This is a genomic window from Streptomyces chengmaiensis (assembly GCF_029846775.1).
GTDB classification, from domain to species: Bacteria; Actinomycetota; Actinomycetes; order Streptomycetales; family Streptomycetaceae; genus Streptomyces; species Streptomyces chengmaiensis.
This window is the reverse complement of the sequence record NZ_JARWBG010000061.1, coordinates 1-19,454: the sequence shown is the minus strand read 5'-3', so window position 1 is coordinate 19,454 and position 19,454 is coordinate 1. Positions and strand designations below refer to the sequence as shown.

Here is a 19,454-nt window from a genome sequence, read left to right as displayed (position 1 = left end):
TCACTGTCCTTCCCGGTCGGATACGACCGAAGCGTATCGATTCCCACCCGTTGAGCCGTCCACGGCGGCATGACCGCCGGTGGACCCGAAGCCCCCCTCGGCCCGCGCCGAGCCGGGAAGCTCCGCAACCTCGTGGAAGCGCACCTTCTCGACCTGCTGGACGACCAGTTGGGCAATCCGGTCGAACCGTTCGAACCGCACGCTCTCGCGCGGATCCAGATTGACCACGATCACCTTGATCTCTCCACGGTACCCGGCATCGACCGTCCCCGGGGCATTCACGAAGGCGACTCCGCAGCGGGCGGCGAGGCCTGAGCGGGGGTGTACGAAGGCCGCGTACCCGTCCGGGAGCGCGATAGACACCCCGGTGGGCAGGACGGCGCGCTCGCCCGGTGCGAGCTCGGCGGCCTCGCGGGTCACCAGATCGGCTCCGGCGTCGCCCGGATGCGCATAGCTCGGCAGCGGGACCTCGGGGTCCACACGCCGGATCAACACGTCGACGGGGCTGACGGGGCTGCCGGGGCTGGCGGGATCGGTCATCAGGGGTTCACCTCGAAGGCGCGGGCGCGCCTGATCTGATCGGGGTCGGCCATGGCTGCCTGGATCTCCTCCGGGCGGCCGTTGTCGATGAAGTGGTCGACCTTGACCTCGATGAAGAGGGCGTCGGCGCGGACGGCGACCGGGCCGTCGGGGCCGCCGATCCGGCCGACCGCGGAGGAGTAGATCTTGCGTCCGGCGACGGCGGTGACCTCGGCCCGCAGATGGAGCACGGTGTCCACGGGCACCGGGCGTACGAAGTCCGTCTCGAGTCGGCCGGTGACCGCGATCACCCGCAGCAGCCAGTTGAGCGAGCCGAGCGTCTCGTCGAGCGCCGTGGCCAGCACGCCGCCGTGCGCCAGTCCGGGGGCGCCCTGGTGGGCGGGCTTGACCGTGAACTCCGCGGTGACGCTGACGCCCTCGCCGGCCCGTGCTTCGAGGTGCAGGCCGTGGGGCTGGGCGCCGCCGCAGCCGAAGCAGTGGTCGTAGTGCGCGCCGAGCGGCTCGCCGGGGGCCGGGGCCTCCGGGTGCCGCACGGGGGCGACGGCGTCGGCGGGAGGTGTCAGCGCCCGGGAGTCGGATCGTGGACCGGGGGCCGGCCCCGGAGAGTTCGCGGTACTCACAGGCGCAGACCTTACCCGCGCGGACAGGGCCCGGGCGCACCGTGCCAAGCTTGACCCCATGCAGTCCTCCGCGCCCCAGCAGGCCCCGCAGTATGCAGAACGGCTGACCGCGCCCCGCTCCTGGTGGCTCGTGGCGGCCCTCGCGGGCGTCAGCGGCGGTCTGGTGCTGCTGCCGCTGGGGGTGCTGCCGATGCTCGGCGGGCTGCTTGCGGCGGCGGCACTGGCCTGCGCGGCTGTCAGCTCCTACGGCTCGGCGCGCATCCGGGTGGTGGCGGGCTCACTGGTCGCCGGCGACGCCCGGATTCCGGTCTCGGCGCTCGGCCGGGCCGAGGCGCTGGACGCGGCGGACGCGCGCGCCTGGCGGCTGCACAAGGCCGACCCGCGGGCGTTCATGCTGCTGCGCAGCTATGTGCCGACGGCGGTGCGGATCGAGGTGACGGACCCCGAGGACCCGACGCCGTATCTCTACCTCTCGACCCGCGATCCAAAGGGCCTGGCAGCCGCGCTGGAGGCGGCTCGCACCGCTTGAGGCGCATGGGCCCCAGGGGCTCGGCACGGCGTGCGGGGCGGAGCCCCGGGGTGAGCGGGCTCAGCGGAGGCGATCAGGCTCAGCGGCCCGGCTCGCGGGGCAGGGGAGCTGCCGCGGGCAGGGGCAGGGGCAGGGCCGACTGCTCCAGCGGGGGCAGCTCGGGCAGGGCGTCCCAGGGGATCTGCCGGCTGCGCAGGTCCTTGCGGATGCGCTCCGCGAGCTTCTTGGTCTCCCGGCGGTTCATGGCGGCCCCGACGGCCGCGCCGACCAGGAACGGGATCAGGTTCGGCAGGTTGCGCACGGTGCGCTTCATGATCTGCTGACGCAGCTCGCGCTTGAGTCCGCCGCCGAGCGCGACGTTCTTGTACGTCGACGGCTTGGTGACGTCGACGCCGCGCTCCTCGGTCCACGACGTCAGATAGGCGGCGCTGCGCTCCTTCAGCGTGCCGGGCGGACGCAGGCCGTAGACCTCGTACAGCTCGGCGATGAGCTTCAGCTCGATGGCTGCCACGCCGACGATCTCCGCGGCCAGCTCGGCGGGCATCGCCGGGGGCACCGGGAGCATCGCGGCGGCTCCGACGCCGGCGCCCACGGTGGAGGTGCCGGCGGCCGCGCCCGCGATCAGTTTGTCGGCGAGCTGCTCGGGGGTGAGGCCGGGGAACTGCGCGCGCAGGGTCGTGAGGTCGCGCACCGGGATGCGGGGCGCGTTCTCGACGATGCGGTCCGCCACGAAGGCCAGTGAGGTCTTCACGCCCTGGCTGCTTGCGCGGACGCCGCGCTTGACCAGGCTCGGCCGTTCCTCGTCTGCCGCGGGTCCGGCCGTGCGCGCTGCTTCGAGCGAGGCCGACCGGCCTCGCCCGTCGTCGTTCTGCGTGCCGTCGGACGGCAGCACGGCGGGCGAGTGCCCGGCAGACGCGGTGGCGTCTGCCGACGGGCCCGTACCGCCCTGGTGGGCCGCTGCCGGCTTCGGGCGCCGAAAGCGCCGCTTCCTGGACGGTGTCTCAGCTGCCACGGCCGACCGGACCTCAGTCGCAGTCGCGGCAGATCGGCTGGCCGTTCTTCTCCCGGGCGAGCTGGCTGCGGTGGTGCACCAGGAAGCAGCTCATGCACGTGAACTCGTCCTGCTGCTTGGGCAGCACCCGGACGGCCAGCTCCTCGTTGGAGAGGTCCGCGCCGGGCAGCTCCAGGCTCTCGGCCGCCTCGAACTCGTCGACGTCTACGGTCGAGGCCGACTTGTCGTTCCGCCGGGACTTCAGCTCTTCGATGCTGTCCTCGTTGAGGTCGTCATCGGTCTTGCGTGGGGTGTCGTAATCCGTTGCCATGTCGCTCTCCCCCTCTGGGTGTCTGCGGTGTCTCCAGCGCACGTAACGCGTGAGAGGCCGGACTTGTGCCCGACCCGAGGCGGAGATTTTGCCTCACATCAAGGTCTGTTACTCAATCGACACCCAACCGGACCACTCAAGAGTGATCAGGTTGGACGGCGAAGGGGACCGTACACGGTCCTGAAGCCGCATTTCATCAGGGCCACCCCGTTTACTTCCCGTAATCCCGACCCTAGGAAACCCGGACTTTTCCTGGCTTTCCGGCAAGAGTCTTGATCACGGAGAGTAGATGGCGTGAAATGCGCCTCTGTGATCGATCCCACAAGCCCACCTCGGGGACGAGCCCCGAAAATTCCGCTCAAAGCGAACATAACCCCGTGCGTGTCATCAGTCTCTCAGAGCCGCCCGTTCCCGCCCGATCCTGGCGGGGGCCGGCCTCTCAGACAGGCAGGGTGACACGCATCACCAGGCCGCCGCCCTCGCGGGGCTCCGCGATGATACGGCCTCCGTGGGCCCGGGCGATCGACCGGGCGATGGAGAGCCCCAGACCCACCCCCCTGTCGCTGCCCGTCCGCTCCTGCCTCAGCCGACGGAACGGCTCAAACATATTGTCGATTTCGTAGGCGGGTACCACCGGTCCGGTGTTCGAGACCTCCAGAACCGCGTGGCCCTGCCGCATCTCGGTGGTGACCTCCACCCAGCCGCCCTCCGGGATGTTGTAGCGGACGGCGTTCTGGACGAGGTTCAGGGCGATCCGCTCCAGCAGGACGCCATTGCCCTGGACCGTCGCGGCGGCCTGCTCCCCGCGGATCTCCACCCCCTTCTCCACTGCCTCGGTGCGCACCTGGTCCACGGCGCGGCCCGCCACCTCGGCGAGGTCGACCGGCTTGCGCTCCACGATCTGGTTGTCGCTGCGGGCCAGCAGCAGCAGCCCCTCCACCAGCTGCTCACTGCGCTCATTGGTGGCCAGCAGCGTCTTGCCGAGCTGCTGGAGCTCCACCGGGGCCCCGGGGTCGGAGAGATGGACCTCCAGCAGCGTCCGGTTGATCGCGAGCGGAGTGCGCAGCTCGTGGGAGGCGTTGGCGACGAACCGCTGCTGGGCGGTGAAGGCGCGCTCCAGCCGGTCCAGCATCTCGTCGAAGGTGTCGGCGAGCTCCTTCAGCTCGTCGTCGGGCCCGTCCAGCTCGATCCGCCGGGTCAGGTCGGAACCGGCGACCCGGCGGGCGGTGCGGGTGATCCGGCCCAGCGGGGACAGCACCCGGCCCGCCATGGCGTAGCCGAAGGCGAACGCGATCACGCTGAGGCCCAGCAGGGCGAAGAGCGAGCGGCGCAGCAGATCGTCCAGCGCCATCTCGCGCTGGTGCTGCAGACAGCCCGCGACGGCCTCGTTGAACTGCTCGCCGGTACCGGTCGCCGGAAGCTCGCACCAGGTCTGGGTCGGCAGCACCTCGCCCCGGACGATGCGGAACGGCAGATCGCCCACGCTGACGTGCAGCGCCTGCGCCGTCAGCAGATAGATGATCGACAGCAGCAGGATGCCCGCGATCAGGAACATGCCCCCGTACAGCAGGGTGAGCCGTATCCGGATCGTCGGACGCAGCCAGGGGCGCATGGGCTCCCGCGGATCCCAGGTGGGTTTCGGCGGGACGGCGGGGTGCGGGGGGTGCGTGGTCATAGGCGTCAGATCCGGTAGCCGGAACCGGGCACCGTGACGATCACGGGCGGCTCCCCCAGCTTGCGGCGCAGGGTCATCACCGTCACCCGGACCACGTTGGTGAACGGGTCGGTGTTCTCGTCCCAGGCCTTCTCCAGCAGCTGCTCGGCCGAGACGACCGCCCCCTCGCTGCGCATCAGCACCTCCAGCACCGCGAACTCCTTGGGGGCGAGCTGGATCTCCCTGCCGTCGCGGAAGACCTCGCGGCGATTGGGGTCGAGCTTGATCCCGGCACGCTCCAGGACCGGCGGCAGGGGCACGGTGGTGCGCCGACCGAGCGCCCGAACCCGGGCCGTCAGCTCGCTGAAGGCGAACGGCTTGGGCAGATAGTCGTCGGCGCCCAGTTCCAGGCCCTCGACACGGTCGCTGACGTCCCCGGAGGCGGTCAGCATCAGCACACGCGTGGGCATGCCCAGCTCGACGATCCTGCGGCACACGTCGTCCCCGTGGACGAGGGGGAGGTCCCGGTCCAGCACCACGACGTCGTAGTCGTTGACCCCGACGCGCTCCAGGGCCGCGGCGCCGTCGTACACGACGTCGACCGCCATGGCCTCCCGGCGCAGTCCGGTGGCCACCGCATCGGCGAGCAGCTGCTCGTCCTCGACGACGAGTACACGCACGTCGCTTTTCCTTCCTCCGGGCCCGTCAGAGTGCGGGCATTCGCTGGTGGTGCGGCACGGTCCGTGCCGCCCTCCATCCTGCCTGTTACGCGGGTAAACCCGCGGTAAGCCGCCGGTGACGGGGAGACAGGCGCCACAGGTCGCCGGGGATTCACCGGATTCACGCACAGGTTGAGGTTTCTGTGAGGAGGGCGCTGGGGAAGACGGTTCACACACCCCGCGATCACTGTCTGTCCGGGGCGCGCCACGAGCCGTTCCGACCCGGGGTGGGTCCCCTGGACCTGCCGGACCCGGAGGACAGACCGAACAGCCTGACGACAACTTCAGGACCCACCGTCGGCACACCCCCGTGCCACCGACCCACGACGAGGGGGCGCACCATGGACGCTTTCACCGCAGGACTGCTGCAGCGCATAGAGGCCGCGGAGTCCGACCTCACGAAGGCTCGCGCGGACGGCGACGACTTCCTCGTGGACGTCGAGCTGGCCGAGCTGGAGGACCTCCGCCGCCTGGCCGCCGAACACGGCGTGGAGGTGGGCGCGGTCTGACACCGCGCCCCGCCTGCCGAAGGGCCCCGCGCCACGGGACGGCGCGGGGCCCTCGGCCGTGCCGCCGCCGGCCTCAAGCCCGGGGCTCCGCCCCCGACCCCGTTCACGGGGCTCCGCCCCCCGGACCGCCGCGCCTCGAACTCCCCCCGGACGCCTCGCCCGGGCTCCGTCCCGGGGTACCCCCACGGAGGCGCCCAGGCGAGGCTGATCTTGTCCTCAATCGCCGGACGGGCTGGATCTCCCAGCCCGTCCCGGAGGCATCGAGCCGTCGAGGCGTCTCCGCAGGGGTGTACCTTCCAGCGGCAGCCGGGGAGAAGTCCGGGGGAGCTTGAGGACACGGCCGAAGGCCGTATCAGGGTCTGGGGCGTGCCCCCAGCTACGGGACAGGGCGGGACAGGGCGGGGCGGGGCGGGGCGGGGCGGGGCGGGAAAAGATCATCCCGTTCAGTCGTGCCAGGCCCCCAGCTCCTCCAGAATCGCCTGGAGCGGCTCGAAGACACCCGGCGGCGCCGCGATCGTCAGGTCGTAGGACGGGCGGTCGCCCGGTCGGCCGCCCGTCAGCGCGCCCGCCTCGCGGGCGATCAGGTCGCCCGCGGCGAGGTCCCAGGGGTGCAGGCCCCGCTCGTAGTACCCGTCCAGCCGTCCGGCGGCCACATCGCACAGGTCCACCGCCGCGGAGCCACCGCGCCGGATGTCCCGCAGGCGGGGGATCAGCTGCCGGGCGAGCTCCGCCTGACGGCTGCGGACCTCCGTCACATAGTTGAAGCCCGTGGACACCAGGGCCTGCTCCAGCGGCGGCGCGGGGCGGCACCGCAGCCGCCGGTCGCCGGCCCACGCACCGCCGCCCAGCACCGCGTGGTAGGTCTCACCGCGCATGGGCGCGGCCACCACCCCCACCACGGTCTGCCCGTCGCGCTGTGCGGCGATGGAGACGGCCCAGGTCGGCAGCCCGTAGAGATAGTTCACCGTGCCGTCGAGCGGATCGATCACCCAGCGGACGCCGCTGTCGCCCTCCGACGACGCTCCCTCCTCCCCGAGGAAGCCGTCGTCGGGACGGTGCTCCGCCAGAAAGCCGGTGATCAGCTTCTCCGCGGCGATGTCCATCTCGGTGACGACGTCGACTGGGCTCGACTTGGTGGCGGCGACGCCGAGGTCGTACGGTCGTCCGTCGCGCAGCAGCTCTCCGGCGCGGCGGGCGGCCTCCTGGGCGAGGGCGAGCAGCTGCGCGGCCAGCTCGTCGTCGGTCTGACCGGCGGACTGGCCTGCGGTGGTCGGCTCTTCGGTCACGGGTGTGCTCCTCAGGCGAACGGACTGTCGGCGCCGGCCGCGGCCGGCTTGGGCGTCCGGGCCGGGCAGCAGCCGACCGGACACAGATCGTGGCTGGGGCCCAGGGCCCCCAGGGCGCACCGCTCCGCCGGCACGCCGCGCTCCGCGGCCGCCCGCTCCAGCAGCAGCTCCCGCACGGCCGCGGCGAACCGCGGATCCGCGCCGACCGTGGCCGAGCGGCGCACCGGCAGCGACAGCTCCGCTGCCCTGGCCATGGCCTCGGTGTCGAGGTCGTACAGGACCTCCATGTGGTCGGAGACGAACCCGACGGGGACCATGACCACGGCTGGCGCCCCGGCCGTCCGCCGCTCCTCCAGGTGGTCGCAGATGTCGGGCTCCAGCCACGGGATGTGCGGCGCACCGCTGCGCGACTGGTAGACGAGCTCCCAGGGGTGCTGGACCCCGGTCTCCTCCCGCACGGCGTCGACGATCAGCCGGGCCACGTCCAGATGCTGGCGGACGTAGGCCCCGCCCTCGCCGTGCTCCTCCTCGGGGCCCGAGGCGTCGGCGGCGGCGGTGGGGATGGAGTGCGTGGTGAAGGCCAGCTGCGCCGAGTCCCGCACCTCGGCGGGCAGGTCCGCGAGTGAGGCCAGGACGCCGTCGACCATGGGCCGTACGAAGCCGGGGTGGTTGAAGTAGTGCCGCAGCTTGTCCACGCGCGGCAGGTCGAGCCCCTCCGCCTCGAGCGCCGCGAGGGCGTCGGCGAGATTCTCCCGGTACTGGCGGCAGCCCGAGTAGGAGGCGTACGCGCTGGTGGCGAGGACGGCGATACGGCGGCGGCCGTCGCGCACCATCTCGCGCAGCACATCCGTCAGATACGGGGCCCAGTTGCGGTTCCCCCAGTAGACGGGGAGATCAAGGCCGTGCTCGGCGAAGTCCTTGCGCAGCGCCTGAAGCAGGGCGCGGTTCTGGTCGTTGATAGGGCTCACGCCGCCGAAGAGGAAGTAGTGCTGCCCCACCTCCTTCAGGCGCTCCGTGGGGATCCCCCGGCCGCGCGTCACGTTCTCCAGGAACGGGACGACGTCGTCAGGACCCTCGGGGCCGCCGAAGGACAGCAGCAACAGGGCGTCGTAAGGAGCCGGGTCACGGGCCGGATCGCGCTGGTCGGACATGGCTCCGATCCTGCCACCCCGCTCCGGCTGCCGGAAAACCCGGTGCATCGGGGCGTATCAGCCGCGTAATCTGTCGCCGCCCTCATCACGCCTTACGGAGCGCTCCTTGCCCAGTCCCTATCGCGCGATCTTCGCCGCACCCGGCAGCAAGGCGTTCTCCGCCGCCGGCTTCCTCGGCCGGATGCCGCTGTCCATGATGGGCGTGGGCATCGTGGTGATGATCTCCCAGCTCAGCGGCCGGTACGGCCTGGCGGGCGCGCTCTCGGCGACGCTCGCACTGTCGGCCGCGGCGGTGGGCCCGCAGGTCTCCCGGCTCGTCGACCGGCACGGCCAGGGCCGGGTGCTGCGCCCGGCGGCGCTGATCGCCGTCGGCGCCGTCGGGGGGCTGTTGGTCTGCGCCCAGCAGGGCGCCCCGGACTGGACCCTGTTCGTCTTCGCCGCCGGCGCGGGCTGTGTCCCCAGCGTCGGGGCGATGGTCCGGGCCCGCTGGGCGGCGCTGTACCGGGGCCGGCCGCGCGAGCTGCACACGGCGTACTCGTGGGAGTCCATAGCCGACGAGGTCTGCTTCATCTTCGGTCCGATCATCTCCATCGGCCTGTCCACGTCGTGGTTCCCCGAGGCGGGTCCGCTGCTCGCCGCCCTGTTCCTGCTCATGGGCGTCTTCTGGCTGACCGCGCAGCGCGCCACCGAGCCCGTGCCGCATCCGCGCGAGGAGCACTCGGGCGGCTCGCCGCTGCGCTCCCGGGGACTTCGGGTCCTGGTCGCCGCGTTCGTCGCCACCGGCGCGATCTTCGGCGGGGTCGACGTGGTGACGGTGGCGTTCGCGGAGGAGCAGGGCAACAAGGCCGCGGCGAGCCTGGTCCTCGCGGTGTACGCGCTGGGCTCCTGCCTGGCCGGGGCGGTCTTCGGCCTGCTGCACGTCAGGGGCGAGCCGGCCAGGCGGTGGCTGCTGGGCGTCTGTGTGATGGCCGTGAGTATGATCCCCCTCCTACTGGCCGGGAACCTGCTCTTTCTGGCCGTGGCGCTCTTTGTCGCGGGCCTGTCCGTGGCGCCCACGATGGTGACCACCATGGCCCTCGTCGAAGCGCATGTACCGCGCACCAAGCTGACCGAGGGGATGACCTGGACCAGTACCGGGCTCGCGGTCGGAGTGGCGCTGGGCTCGTCGGCCGCCGGCTGGGCGGTGGACGCGGCCGGCGCGGGAGCGGGGTATGCGGTGCCCGTCGCGGCGGGAGCGCTCGCGGCCGCGGTGGCGTTCCCGGGGTACCGCCGGCTGGCGAGGCCGGCGCCGACTCAGGGAGGGCGCGGGGCTGATGGGCGCAGCGACGAGCACGGCATCAAGAGCGCGGACGAAGAGCGCGTGGCGTAACTGGGCCGGGAATGTGCGGGCCCGTCCGGTGCGTGAGGTCTCCCCCGCCTCTCCGGAGGAGCTCGCCGAGGCGGTGCGCAGGGCCGCCGAGGACGGGATGAAGGTCAAGGCGGTCGGCGCCGGACACTCGTTCACGGCGGCCGCCGCCACCGACGGAGTGCTGATTCGGCCGGAGCTGCTGACCGGCATCCGGCGGATCGACCGCACCGCCATGACGGTGACCGTGGCGGCCGGCACACCGCTCAGGAGGCTCAACGCGGCCCTCGCCCGGGAGGGCCTGTCGCTGACCAACATGGGCGACATCATGGAGCAGACGGTCGCCGGCGCGACCTCCACCGGCACTCATGGCACCGGCCGCGAGTCGGCCTCCATCTCGGCGCAGATCACGGCGCTGGAGCTGGTCACCGGGGACGGGTCGCTGCTGCGCTGCTCGGCGGAGGAGCACCCGGACGTCTTCGCTGCGGCGCGGATCGGGCTCGGGGCGCTGGGCGTGCTCAGTACGATCACCTTCGCCGTGGAACCGGTGTTTCTGCTGACCGCCCGTGAGGAGCCGATGGGGTTCGACCGGGTGGCGGCGGAGTTCGACGCGCTGTGCGCGGAGAACGAACACTTCGAGTTCTACTGGTTCCCGCACACCGGCAACTGCAACACCAAGCGGAACAACCGCAGTGCGGGGCCCGCCGCTCCCCCCGGGCGGATCAGCGGCTGGATCGAGGACGAGCTGCTGTCCAACGGACTGTTCCAGGTGGTCAATTCCGTCGGCCGGGCGGTGCCCGCGACAATACCGGCGATCGCCAAGCTCTCCAGCCGGGCGCTGTCCTCCCGTACGTACACCGACATTCCGTACAAGGTCTTCACGTCCCCGCGCCGGGTGCGGTTCGTGGAGATGGAGTACGCGGTGCCCAGGGAGGCGGCGGTCGCGGCGCTGCGCGAGGTGCGCGCGATGATCGACCGCTCGCCGCTGCGGGTCAGCTTCCCCGTGGAGGTGCGCACCGCGCCGGCCGACGACATCGCCCTGTCCACGGCGTCGGGGCGGGAGAGCGCCTATGTCGCCGTGCATATGTACCGGGGCACGCCCTACCGCGCGTACTTCACGGCCGTGGAGCGGATCATGACGGCGCACGGCGGGCGGCCGCACTGGGGCAAGGTGCACACGCGCGACGCGGAGTATCTGTCCGAGGTCTATCCGCGGTTCGGCGAGTTCACGGCGGTGCGGGACCGGCTGGACCCGGACCGGGTGTTCGGCAATGACTATCTGCGGCGGGTGCTCGGCGACTGACGTCAGCCGTCGTCGGCGATGCGTCACCCCGGGGGCTGGTCGGCCGGTCCTTGCTGCCCCGACTGCTCCGACTGCCCGGACTGCTCCGACTGCTCCGGCCGCGCGGGCGGGGTGGGTGTGGACGGGGATGTGGGCGTCGGGTCGGGAGACGGGTCGCCGCCGGAGGACTCCGAGGGTTCGGGGGCGGGCTCGGAGGCGGGGTCGGTCGTCGGATCGCCTCCGGAGCCGTCCGGAGCGTCGGGGCTCCGATCGCCGCCGGGGGTCCGCCCCCGGTCCTCTTCCCGACCGGGCCGCGGGTTCGGGTCGCCGTCGTCGTCGCCGTCGCCGGAGGCCGGAGGCGGGGAGTCGGTCGAGGACGGGCCGTCGGACGGGGTCCGCCGGCCGCTGTCGCCGCCTCCGGTGACGACGGAGCCGAGGGTGGTGCCCCTGCCGCCGCCGAGTTCGGAGCCGGAGGCCAGCTCGTACGCCGTGATGCCGCCCATCGCGACGGCGAACACGACCCCGGCGGCGAGGGCGGAGCGCTTCCGGCCGCGCACCCGAGTGCCGTGCGTGGTGGCCGCGTTGTACTCGCCGGAGGGCGTGCTCTCCGCGACGGGGACGGCCTGCCGCGGCTTCGACTGAGCGGTCGCCTCGCGGATCTGCTCTCCGGTGCGCCGGAAGAGGTGCTGGAAGACCGGGCCTCCGCAGGTGGCGACAGTGCTGACGACGCCCGCGCCGAGGATGGTTCCGTACACGCCGAGTTGGGAGGCGAGCACTGCTGCGGCGACGGCGGCGAGCGCGCTGCCCGCAACCTGGGGAACACTCAGCTCAAGCCATCGGCTTGCCGTTTCGCCCTGTTTCGGCTTCTGATCCATCTCCGTCCCTTCAGCCCCCATGATCCCTTCAGTCCCGGCATGCACCAGGTAGGGACATTTGAGCGAAGGGAATAGTTCCGTATCTGCCGATTCTGTGAAGCAGAACACCCGCCCACCGGCGCTTATGACGCCCCGTTTCACCCCTGGCGAGAAGTTCGGCGGCGCGGCGGTCCACCCTCATGGCCCGAATGGAGTACTGTGGCGAGCCCTGGGCCCGTCTCACTTTCGGGTGTTCGGACCCAGGCAGGGGGCCGAAGGCGGCGCTCAATCCGGCGGCGTCGCTACACCGTACGGGTGCCTGCTGCACAGAGCGACGATCTCCGTCACTCAGAGTGGCAAAAAGGGTAACCGTGCCATAACGGCGATCCAGGGCGTGCGCCCGACACGCCGGGCAACTCGGCAAGGTTGTGGCAGGCTGCACCCGGGCAGGCCACACTCGACTAGCGGAAGCAGCGACGCAGGTGACGTCGGCAGGCACCACCCGGGAGGTCCCCATGCCCGAACTGCGTGTCGTGGCCGTCTCCAACGACGGCACACGGCTGGTGCTGAAGGCTGCGGACAGTACGGAATTCACGCTTCCGATTGATGAGCGGCTGCGCGCCGCCGTACGCAACGACCGCGCCCGTCTCGGCCAGATCGAGATCGAGGTGGAGAGCCATCTCAGGCCGCGTGACATCCAGGCTCGGATACGCGCGGGCGCTTCGGCGGAGGAAGTCGCACAGCTCGCCGGGATTCCGGTGGAGCGGGTGCGGCGTTTCGAGGGGCCGGTGCTCGCAGAGCGCGCCTTCATGGCGGAGCGGGCCCGCAAGACCCCGGTGCGCCGGCCAGGCGAGAACACCGGGCCGCAGCTCGGCGAGGCCGTGCAGGAGCGGCTGATGCTGCGCGGCGCCGAGAAGGACACGGTGCAGTGGGACTCCTGGCGCCGGGACGACGGCACCTGGGAAGTGCTGCTCGTCTACCGGGTGGCGGGTGAGCCGCACTCCGCGAGCTGGACGTACGATCCGCCGCGGCGGCTGGTGCAGGCCGTCGACGACGAGGCGCGCGCTCTGATCGGCGAGACGGACGACACGATCACGACGGCGCAGGAGCCGAGCTTTCCGTTCGTGCCCCGGATCGCGCGGCTGCCGAGGGAGCGGGCGGACCGTCACCAGGACCGGAGTGACCTGGATGCGGACCGGGCGTCGGACCGGCAGCCCGAACGCTCCGAGAAGCCGGAGGGCGACGGCGAGGGCGAGCGGGATTCGCTGACGAGCCTGTTGGAGGCGGTGCCGAGCTTCCGGGGCGACATGGTGGTGCCCGAGCGGGCGGTGACCGCGGAGCCCTCCCCCCAGACGGCTCAGTCCCCGGCGGAGGACTCAGAGTCGGAGGAATCGGTTGCTCCCGCGGCGTCCGCGGGTGCGGGATCGGCGTACGCGGACGTGCTGATGCCCCGGTCGGTCTCGGGTCACCGGGATCGGCTCACCGGCACGACCGACCGCCAGGCCGAGGCGGACGGCGTCCGCCCGGGGCGCCGGGCGGCGGTCCCCAGCTGGGACGAGATCGTCTTCGGCACGCGCCGCAAGAAGCAGGAGTAGCGGGCGGCAGCCCGCCCTCCCAGGTGCGGGGCCCGGCCGCCACACCCCTGTGCGGCGCCGCACGCCGTGAGGATCACCGACCGCACGGCCTCTCCGCCGCAGACGGGTTCCGGCCACCCGCAGTCGACCCCTCCGCGCCCTGTCAGACTCCCTGACAGGGCGCGGCTTCCGTCTCACCCGCGCCCGACAGGGCGCCGGGACGGGCGGCTGGAGGGAGAGGCGTCCACCCGGACCCGGGGGGCGTGCAGGCGCCCGGGGCCCGCGTACGAGGGTGACGGAGCGTCAGGCAGACGGCTCCGGCCCCGTCGCGACCTCCCGGGAAGGGTCCTGGCACCACTCGGACCAGGACCCCGCGTACAACGCCCCCCGGAACCCCGCGATCTCCAGCGCCAGCACCTCGTGCGCCGCCGAGACCCCGGACCCGCAGTACACCCCGATCTCCTTCGCGTCCTCGGACGCGCCCAGCGCCCGGAAGCGCTCCGCCAGCGCGCCGGCGGTCAGGAAGCGGCCGTCGGGCCCCGTGTTCTCCGCGGTGGGCGCGGAGAGCGCACCCGGGACATGGCCGGCGACCGGGTCGATCGGCTCCACCTCCCCCCGGTACCGCTCCCCCGCGCGCGCGTCCAGCAGCAGCCCGCTGCGCGCCTGCTTCGCCGCCCCGTCCGCGTCCAGCAGCGGCATCGCGCCCGGGATCGGCGTGAAGTCGCCGGGCCGAGGCGACGGCTCCTCGGCCGTCAGGGGCCCCCGCCAGGCGGCGAGGCCGCCGTCGAGGACCCTCACCTCCTCGTGCCCGGTCCACCGCAGCAGCCACCACGCACGCGCCGCGGCCCACCCGATCCCTCCGTCGTACACGACGACCGGCTTCCCGGCCGACAGCCCGGCCCGGCGCATCGCCGCGCCGAACGCCTCCACGTCCGGCAGCGGATGCCGGCCGCCCGCGCCGGGCGGCGACGCCAGCTCCGCGTCGAGGTCGACGAAGACCGCCCCGGGCAGATGTCCTCGCTCATACGCGGCGCGCCCGTGCGGCCCGCCCAGCTCCCAGCGGATGTCCAGCAGCAGCGGCGGTCGCGCCCCGGCCAGCTCGGCGGTCAGTTCGGCGGCGGAGATGATGGGGTTCATACGGGCCATCCTCGCGCACGGGCCCCGTGATCCGTAACGCCGCCGAAACCGCGAGCTGCGATCCTCGAACCGGAAAGTGCAGGACAAAACCGTCATCCGCGAGCGGGAACACGCCAAATCCGGCGCGGTCAGGACCCATCCGCCGTCGGGTGGTGCCACCATCTGCACGGGGCGTGACAGCCGGATCACCTGCGGCGAGCGCCCGGTCCCCCCGCACGGCCACCACGATGGTCCGAGGAGAGAGTGACGACGATGACCGAGGCGGCGACTCGGCACAAGCCCGGCGCACCCTGCTGGGTGAGCCTGATGGTGCACGGCCTTGATGCTACGCAGGAGTTCTACGGGGAGTTGTTCGGCTGGGAGTTCTCCCCCGGCCCCGGTCAGCTGGGCCCGTATGTCCGCGCCATGCTCGACGGCAAGGAGGTCGCCGGGATCGGGCGGCTCCCCGTCGACCGCCATCTGCCGATCGCCTGGACCCCGTATCTGGCGACCGACGACGCGGACGCCACCGCGGAGACGATCCGCAGCTGCGGCGGCACGGTCGGGGTCGGTCCGCTGGACGCCGCCGACGCCGGACGCATGGCCGTCGCCTGCGACCCCTCAGGCGCGGTCTTCGGCATCTGGCAGGCGGCCGCGCACCGGGGCATCGCGCTGCGCGGCACGCACGGCACGCCTGTCTGGAACGAGCTGTTCACCCAGGAGACCTCGTCGGCGGCCAAGTTCTACCAGGCGCTGTTCGGCTATGACGTGGAGCGGTCCGCGTCGGTGGACGCCGACTGTGTGACCCTGCACCTCGACGGCCGTCCCGTGGCCGCGCTGCACGGTCTGGGCGGCGCGCTGCCGCGCGACTGCGGGCCGCACTGGATGACGTACTTCGAGGTGGCGGACGCCGACGAGGCGGTCCGGCGCGTCGCGGAGCTCGGCGGGCGGGTGCTGCAACCGCCCCGCGAGGGCGCCGCGGGACGGTTGGCGACGGTGGCGGATCCGGAGGGCGCGGTGTTCACGCTCGTATGCTCCGCGGGCCGTTGAGCGCACATACCGCAGACCGCCGGGGCGGGCGGGCATGCGGGGGCGGATGCGCAACGTCGCCCGGCCGGGCGGCCGGACGCCGCCCGTCTCAGCCGGAGGTGATGGGAAGGACGTCCGGTGAGAGCGCGGCAGCGCGGGCGCCGGCGGCCGTCATCCGGCGGCGGTGGTGACGGCGGCAGAGGACTTCGTAACCGATCTCGTCCGGCGACTGGTTGACGTCGCCGACGACCACCTGCGCGCCTTCGACGACCATCCGGCCGCCGATGGTGCGCGCGTTGTGCGTGGCGCGCGCGCCGCACCAGCAGAGCGCCTCGACCTGGAGGACCTCCACCCGGTCGGCCAGTTCTACGAGCCGCTGCGAACCGGGGAAGAGCTTGGAGCGGAAGTCGGTGGTGATGCCGAACGCGAAGACGTCGAGTCCCAGATCGTCGACGACGCGCGCGAGCTGGTCGATCTGGTCCGGGGCGAGGAACTGCGCCTCGTCTGCGATGACGTAGTCGCAACGCCCGCCCTTGGAGAGCGTGTCGACGACGTACGCGTAGAAGTCGAAGCCGTCCGCGGCCTCGACGGCGTCGGTGACCAGACCGAGCCGGGAGGAGAGCTTTCCCTCGCCCGCCCGGTCGTCCCGGGTGAAGATCATGCCCTGGAGTCCTCGGGCGGATCTGTTGTGCTCGATCTGCAGAGCGAGGGTGCTCTTTCCGCAGTCCATCGTTCCGGAGAAGAACACCAGCTCGGGCATGAGGAGGCGACGGCCTTTCAGGTCGGGCGAGGGGGCGCGGTGATGCAGGGGCGTGACGGGCCTATGAGCGTACTTCGAGGAGGGGGACGAACTGCTCGACGGGGGTCATGGAGCCGTGCATGCCGACCATCGCGGACTCGTTGGGCTCCTGGACGGAGGCGGTGATCGCCACATCGTCGCAGGCCGCGGCGACGACATCCCCGATGCGCCCGTAGACGCGTTCGTCGATGCGCGGGCCGAACCAGCCTGCCTCGATCGCCTCGTCCCGGCTCGCCACCCAGAAGCGGTCACCGAGCACCTCGCGCCAGACCGCCAGCACGTCCGCCCGGGCGCCGGGGACGGCGTAGACATGGCGGGCGCGGCCCTCGCCGCCCAGCAGGGCGACCCCGGCGCTCAGTTCCCAGTCCTCGTCGACGTCGATGCGCGACTCCTCGTCGAAGGGGATGTCGATCATGCCGTGGTCGGCGGTGACATAGAGCGCGGCGCGGGGCGGAAGCTGTTCGGCGAGCCGCTGGACCAGCCGGTCGACGTACATCACCTGGCCGCGCCAGGCGTCGGAGTCCACGCCGAAGCGATGCCCTTTGCCGTCGACCTCGCTGTAGTACGTGTAGATCAACGAGCGGTCGCCGGCGGCCAGTTGCGCCGCGGCCAGGTCCACCCGCTCCTCGCCGGTCAAACGGCCGTGGAAGGTGCCGCCACTGAGCGCGATCTTCGTCAGCGGGGTCTGCGCGAAGTCGGGGGACGACACCTGGGCGGTGTGCACGCCCGCCGCGTCGGCGAGCTGGAAGACGGTCGGGTACGGCTGCCAGGCCGCCGGGTCCGTGTACGGCCGCCAGCGCAGCTGGTTCATCAGCTCACCGGTGGCCGGGTTGCGGGCGGTGTAGCCGGGCAGTCCGTGCGCGCCGGGCGGCAGGCCGGTGCCCACGGAGGCCAGCGAGGTCGCGGTGGTGGCGGGGAAGCCGGCCGTGATGGGCCGTCCTGTGCCGCCGCGGGAGGTGGCCAGGAGGGAGGTGAGGTACGGGGCCTCGTCCGGGTGGTCCTTGATCTGCTGCCAGCCCAGGCCGTCGATCAGGAAGACGCAGTTCCGGTCGGCGGGGGCGAGCTCGGGGATCGCCGGGGTGCACCCCGGCACACCCTGCCCCGCGGCGAGCGTCGGCAGCAGATCGGCGAGCGAGCCGACGCCGTACTCGGGCACGGGCGCGGAGCCGGGGGCGAGTGCGGCGGGTTCGTCGTCCGGCCAGGGGGCCGTGGGGGACTGCGGCTGGGCCATCAGCGCGCGGCGGCGGCCGTGGCCGCGGTGGCTTCGGAGATCGCCTGGGCGAAGGCCAGGGTCTGCCGGACGGCGTCCGGACCGTCGCCCGCCTCGCTGACGCGCAGGCTCAGATCGTCGGCGGTGGCGTTGCCGGTGTAGCCGTGGTCGGCTTCGCAGTTCGGGTCGCCGCAGGCGGCGGGCTCCAGGTCGAGGCGGGAGACCGCGCCCCAGCCGATGGTCAGCACGACCTCGCGGGGCGGGGTGCCCGGGGTGTACGACTCGGGGTTGGAGACGACACGGCTGACCACGACCGACGAGATGCGGTCGAGCTTGACCGACTCGGTGGACGTGGTGGCGTACGGCGTCGGGGAGCTGGAGTCGGCGGCCTGCTCGTCGGTGTGGCTGACGATGAAGCGGGCGGGCGTCAGGACGAGGACGGTGACATGGCGGCGGACCTCGTTGGCGTCAAAGGTGGTCTCCTGGTGCACCAGGTACGAAGCGATCTGTTCGTTGCCGACGGCGGCCTCCACCGCCTCTGCCACCAGAGCGGGGTAGTAGCCGCTGCGCTCGATCGCCGTGCGCAGCCCCTGGGTCGTCGTACCGGTCTTCGCCATGCGGTCCATCCTACGGGGCTGCGGGGAGGGTGAGCGCTCAGTAGCTGGGGAGCCGGCGGGGGCCCAGGTCGGTGCGGGCGGGGGGTGGGGCGAGGCGCACGGAAGCGCCGAGGACGGAGATGCCGCGCTGGGCGACGACGACCGGTTCCAGTCCGACTCCGACCACTTCCGGGTGGTCGTCGACGAGCCGGGACACCCGGAGCAGCAGTTCCTCCAGCGCGGGGGTGTCCACGGGTGCGGAGCCGCGCCAGCCGAAGAGGAGGGGGGCGGTCCGGATGGTTCTGATCAGCTCGGCGGCATCCCGGTCCGTGACGGGGACGAGCCGGTGGGCGGTGTCCCCGAGCAGCTCGGACGCCGCCCCCGCGAGGCCGAAGGACAGCACCGCGCCGACGGCGGGGTCGATGGCGGCGCGCACGACGGTGTCCACGCCGCGGGGCGCCATGGCCTGCACCACGGGCTGCAGCTCCTCGGGTTTCCCGAGGGCTGCGGTCAACTCCGCGTAGGCCCTGCGAAGTTGCGCCTCGCCCGTCAGATCGAGCCGTACGCCTCCGAGGTCCGGGCGGTGGCGCAGGTGCGGCGCGGTCGTCTTGAGGGCCACGGGGTAGTCGAGGCGCTCGGCGGCCGCGACGGCGGCGTCGGGGGTGGGCGCGGGGAGAGCGGGCAGGACGGGGATGCCGTACCGCGCGAGGAGCGCATGAGCGTCATCGGGGGCGAGCGCCATGCCGCGCGGGTCGCCGTCCCGACCGAGCGCCGCGTCGATCAGGGCGGCGGCCCCCTGCTCGTCGATGTCCTCGTATTCGGGCACCCGGCCCGGCTGCTCGGCGGCCTGCCGCCGCCACTGCGCGTACCGCACGGCCTCGGCGAGCGCCCGCACGGCCCGCTCTGCGGCGGGGTACGCGGGGATCGCGGCCCGCCTGCCGCCGTCCGGACCGTCGTCCGGGCCGTATGCGCCCGCGTCGCCGGAGGCCGACGCCTCGCCCGCGTCCGGCGCGCCCGCCTCCGCATGGACGGCCCCGCCCGCCGCCCGGCCCGGTCCGGGACCGGGCACGTCATGCACCGCCCCGGGGGCGGAAGGTTCTCCGGCCGCCGGGCCGACCGGTTCCGGGCCGCGCCCCACACCACGTGCCGGGACCTCGCCCGCGTTCGGCACCGCCTGCTCCGGCGCACTGTCCGCCCCGGGAGCCGGCGCTCCTTCGGCCGCCGGACCCGCCGCCCGCGCGGACACGGTCCGGCCGCGCCCACCCGGCGCACCGTGCGCCCCGGGGACGGAGGGCTCCCCGGCCGCCGGGCCCGCCGAC

At 72.8% G+C, this 19,454-nt stretch carries 20 protein-coding genes; 6 read left to right on the top strand and 14 right to left on the bottom strand.

The features are described 5' to 3' along the window. Entirely contained in the window at nt 1–540 is a 540-nt protein-coding gene (dut, locus tag QCN29_RS31785; protein ID WP_240138500.1) for a dUTP diphosphatase, read from the bottom strand. Then, nucleotides 540–1,160, bottom strand: a complete 621-nt coding sequence (locus QCN29_RS31780) for a PaaI family thioesterase (RefSeq protein ID WP_240138501.1) — start codon at nt 1,158–1,160, stop codon at nt 540–542. The genes dut and QCN29_RS31780 overlap by 1 nt, the downstream gene beginning before the upstream one ends. Nucleotides 1,161–1,218: 58 nt before the next feature. Between QCN29_RS31780 and QCN29_RS31775 the strand changes: the two genes are divergently transcribed. After that, nucleotides 1,219–1,689 carry a DUF3093 domain-containing protein gene (locus QCN29_RS31775; RefSeq protein ID WP_279932494.1) on the top strand — a complete coding sequence of 157 codons (471 nt, stop codon included), beginning with the start codon at nt 1,219–1,221 and terminating at the stop codon, nt 1,687–1,689. A 79-nt stretch (nt 1,690–1,768) separates the two neighbouring features. On the opposite strand, the gene QCN29_RS31770 is transcribed toward QCN29_RS31775, so the two are convergent. From QCN29_RS31770 to QCN29_RS31755, 4 genes are all read right to left on the bottom strand, one after another. Next, entirely contained in the window at nt 1,769–2,701 is a 933-nt protein-coding gene (locus QCN29_RS31770; RefSeq protein ID WP_279932493.1) for a hypothetical protein, read from the bottom strand. Nucleotides 2,702–2,714: 13 nt separating this feature from the next. Next, nucleotides 2,715–3,011 (bottom strand): DUF4193 domain-containing protein, encoded by a 297-nt coding sequence (locus QCN29_RS31765; protein ID WP_240138504.1) that lies wholly within the window; start codon nt 3,009–3,011, stop codon nt 2,715–2,717. A gap of 439 nt (nt 3,012–3,450) precedes the next feature. Then, a complete protein-coding gene (locus tag QCN29_RS31760) occupies nt 3,451–4,686 on the bottom strand; it encodes a sensor histidine kinase (RefSeq protein WP_279932492.1) in 1,236 nt (411 codons plus the stop codon). 5 nt (nt 4,687–4,691) lie between these two features. Beyond that, nucleotides 4,692–5,345, bottom strand: a complete 654-nt coding sequence (locus QCN29_RS31755; RefSeq protein ID WP_240138506.1) for a response regulator transcription factor — start codon at nt 5,343–5,345, stop codon at nt 4,692–4,694. A 380-nt stretch (nt 5,346–5,725) separates the two neighbouring features. Between QCN29_RS31755 and QCN29_RS31750 the strand changes: the two genes are divergently transcribed. Continuing rightward, complete coding sequence (locus QCN29_RS31750) at nt 5,726–5,893, top strand: hypothetical protein (protein WP_240138507.1); 168 nt, start codon at nt 5,726–5,728, stop codon at nt 5,891–5,893. Nucleotides 5,894–6,336: 443 nt separating this feature from the next. Here the strand turns inward: QCN29_RS31750 and QCN29_RS31745 are convergent, their stop codons facing one another. Further along, nucleotides 6,337–7,125 carry an inositol monophosphatase family protein gene (locus QCN29_RS31745; RefSeq protein ID WP_279932506.1) on the bottom strand — a complete coding sequence of 263 codons (789 nt, stop codon included), beginning with the start codon at nt 7,123–7,125 and terminating at the stop codon, nt 6,337–6,339. Nucleotides 7,126–7,190: 65 nt separating this feature from the next. Further along, nucleotides 7,191–8,330 (bottom strand): ferrochelatase, encoded by a 1,140-nt coding sequence (locus tag QCN29_RS31740; protein WP_279932490.1) that lies wholly within the window; start codon nt 8,328–8,330, stop codon nt 7,191–7,193. Between the two features lie 106 nt (nt 8,331–8,436). Between QCN29_RS31740 and QCN29_RS31735 the strand changes: the two genes are divergently transcribed. Together QCN29_RS31735 and QCN29_RS31730 are read left to right on the top strand one after the other, a co-directional pair. After that, nucleotides 8,437–9,699 carry an MFS transporter gene (locus QCN29_RS31735; RefSeq protein WP_279932489.1) on the top strand — a complete coding sequence of 421 codons (1,263 nt, stop codon included), beginning with the start codon at nt 8,437–8,439 and terminating at the stop codon, nt 9,697–9,699. Then, nucleotides 9,644–10,978, top strand: a complete 1,335-nt coding sequence (locus QCN29_RS31730) for a D-arabinono-1,4-lactone oxidase (protein ID WP_279932487.1) — start codon at nt 9,644–9,646, stop codon at nt 10,976–10,978. Before QCN29_RS31735 ends, QCN29_RS31730 begins: the two co-directional genes overlap by 56 nt. Before the next feature lie 23 nt (nt 10,979–11,001). Here QCN29_RS31730 and QCN29_RS31725 read toward each other — a convergent pair whose 3' ends face one another. Beyond that, complete coding sequence (locus QCN29_RS31725; protein ID WP_279932485.1) at nt 11,002–11,832, bottom strand: hypothetical protein; 831 nt, start codon at nt 11,830–11,832, stop codon at nt 11,002–11,004. A gap of 461 nt (nt 11,833–12,293) precedes the next feature. Between QCN29_RS31725 and sepH the strand changes: the two genes are divergently transcribed. Continuing rightward, on the top strand, nt 12,294–13,406 hold the full coding sequence (sepH, locus tag QCN29_RS31720; protein ID WP_279932483.1) for a septation protein SepH: 1,113 nt from the start codon (nt 12,294–12,296) through the stop codon (nt 13,404–13,406). A 282-nt stretch (nt 13,407–13,688) separates the two neighbouring features. Here sepH and QCN29_RS31715 read toward each other — a convergent pair whose 3' ends face one another. Next, a complete protein-coding gene (locus QCN29_RS31715) occupies nt 13,689–14,522 on the bottom strand; it encodes a sulfurtransferase (protein ID WP_279932481.1) in 834 nt (277 codons plus the stop codon). A 252-nt stretch (nt 14,523–14,774) separates the two neighbouring features. On the opposite strand from QCN29_RS31715, the gene QCN29_RS31710 reads away from it, so the two are divergent. Then, the gene (locus QCN29_RS31710; RefSeq protein ID WP_279932504.1) at nt 14,775–15,551 is read left to right on the top strand and encodes a VOC family protein; all 777 of its coding nucleotides are present in this window, start codon (nt 14,775–14,777) and stop codon (nt 15,549–15,551) included. An 88-nt stretch (nt 15,552–15,639) separates the two neighbouring features. Here QCN29_RS31710 and QCN29_RS31705 read toward each other — a convergent pair whose 3' ends face one another. From QCN29_RS31705 to QCN29_RS31690, 4 genes are all read right to left on the bottom strand, one after another. Next, nucleotides 15,640–16,290: a thymidine kinase gene (locus QCN29_RS31705; protein WP_240138514.1), complete on the bottom strand. Its 651-nt coding sequence runs from the start codon at nt 16,288–16,290 to the stop codon at nt 15,640–15,642. A 61-nt stretch (nt 16,291–16,351) separates the two neighbouring features. Further along, on the bottom strand, nt 16,352–17,560 hold the full coding sequence (locus tag QCN29_RS31700; RefSeq protein WP_279932479.1) for an alkaline phosphatase family protein: 1,209 nt from the start codon (nt 17,558–17,560) through the stop codon (nt 16,352–16,354). Next, nucleotides 17,560–18,156: a DUF5998 family protein gene (locus QCN29_RS31695; RefSeq protein WP_240138516.1), complete on the bottom strand. Its 597-nt coding sequence runs from the start codon at nt 18,154–18,156 to the stop codon at nt 17,560–17,562. Before QCN29_RS31695 ends, QCN29_RS31700 begins: the two co-directional genes overlap by 1 nt. Nucleotides 18,157–18,193: 37 nt before the next feature. Beyond that, nucleotides 18,194–19,454 (bottom strand): acetate--CoA ligase family protein (locus tag QCN29_RS31690; RefSeq protein WP_279932476.1); only part of this gene is annotated, 1,261 nt, incomplete at its 5' end.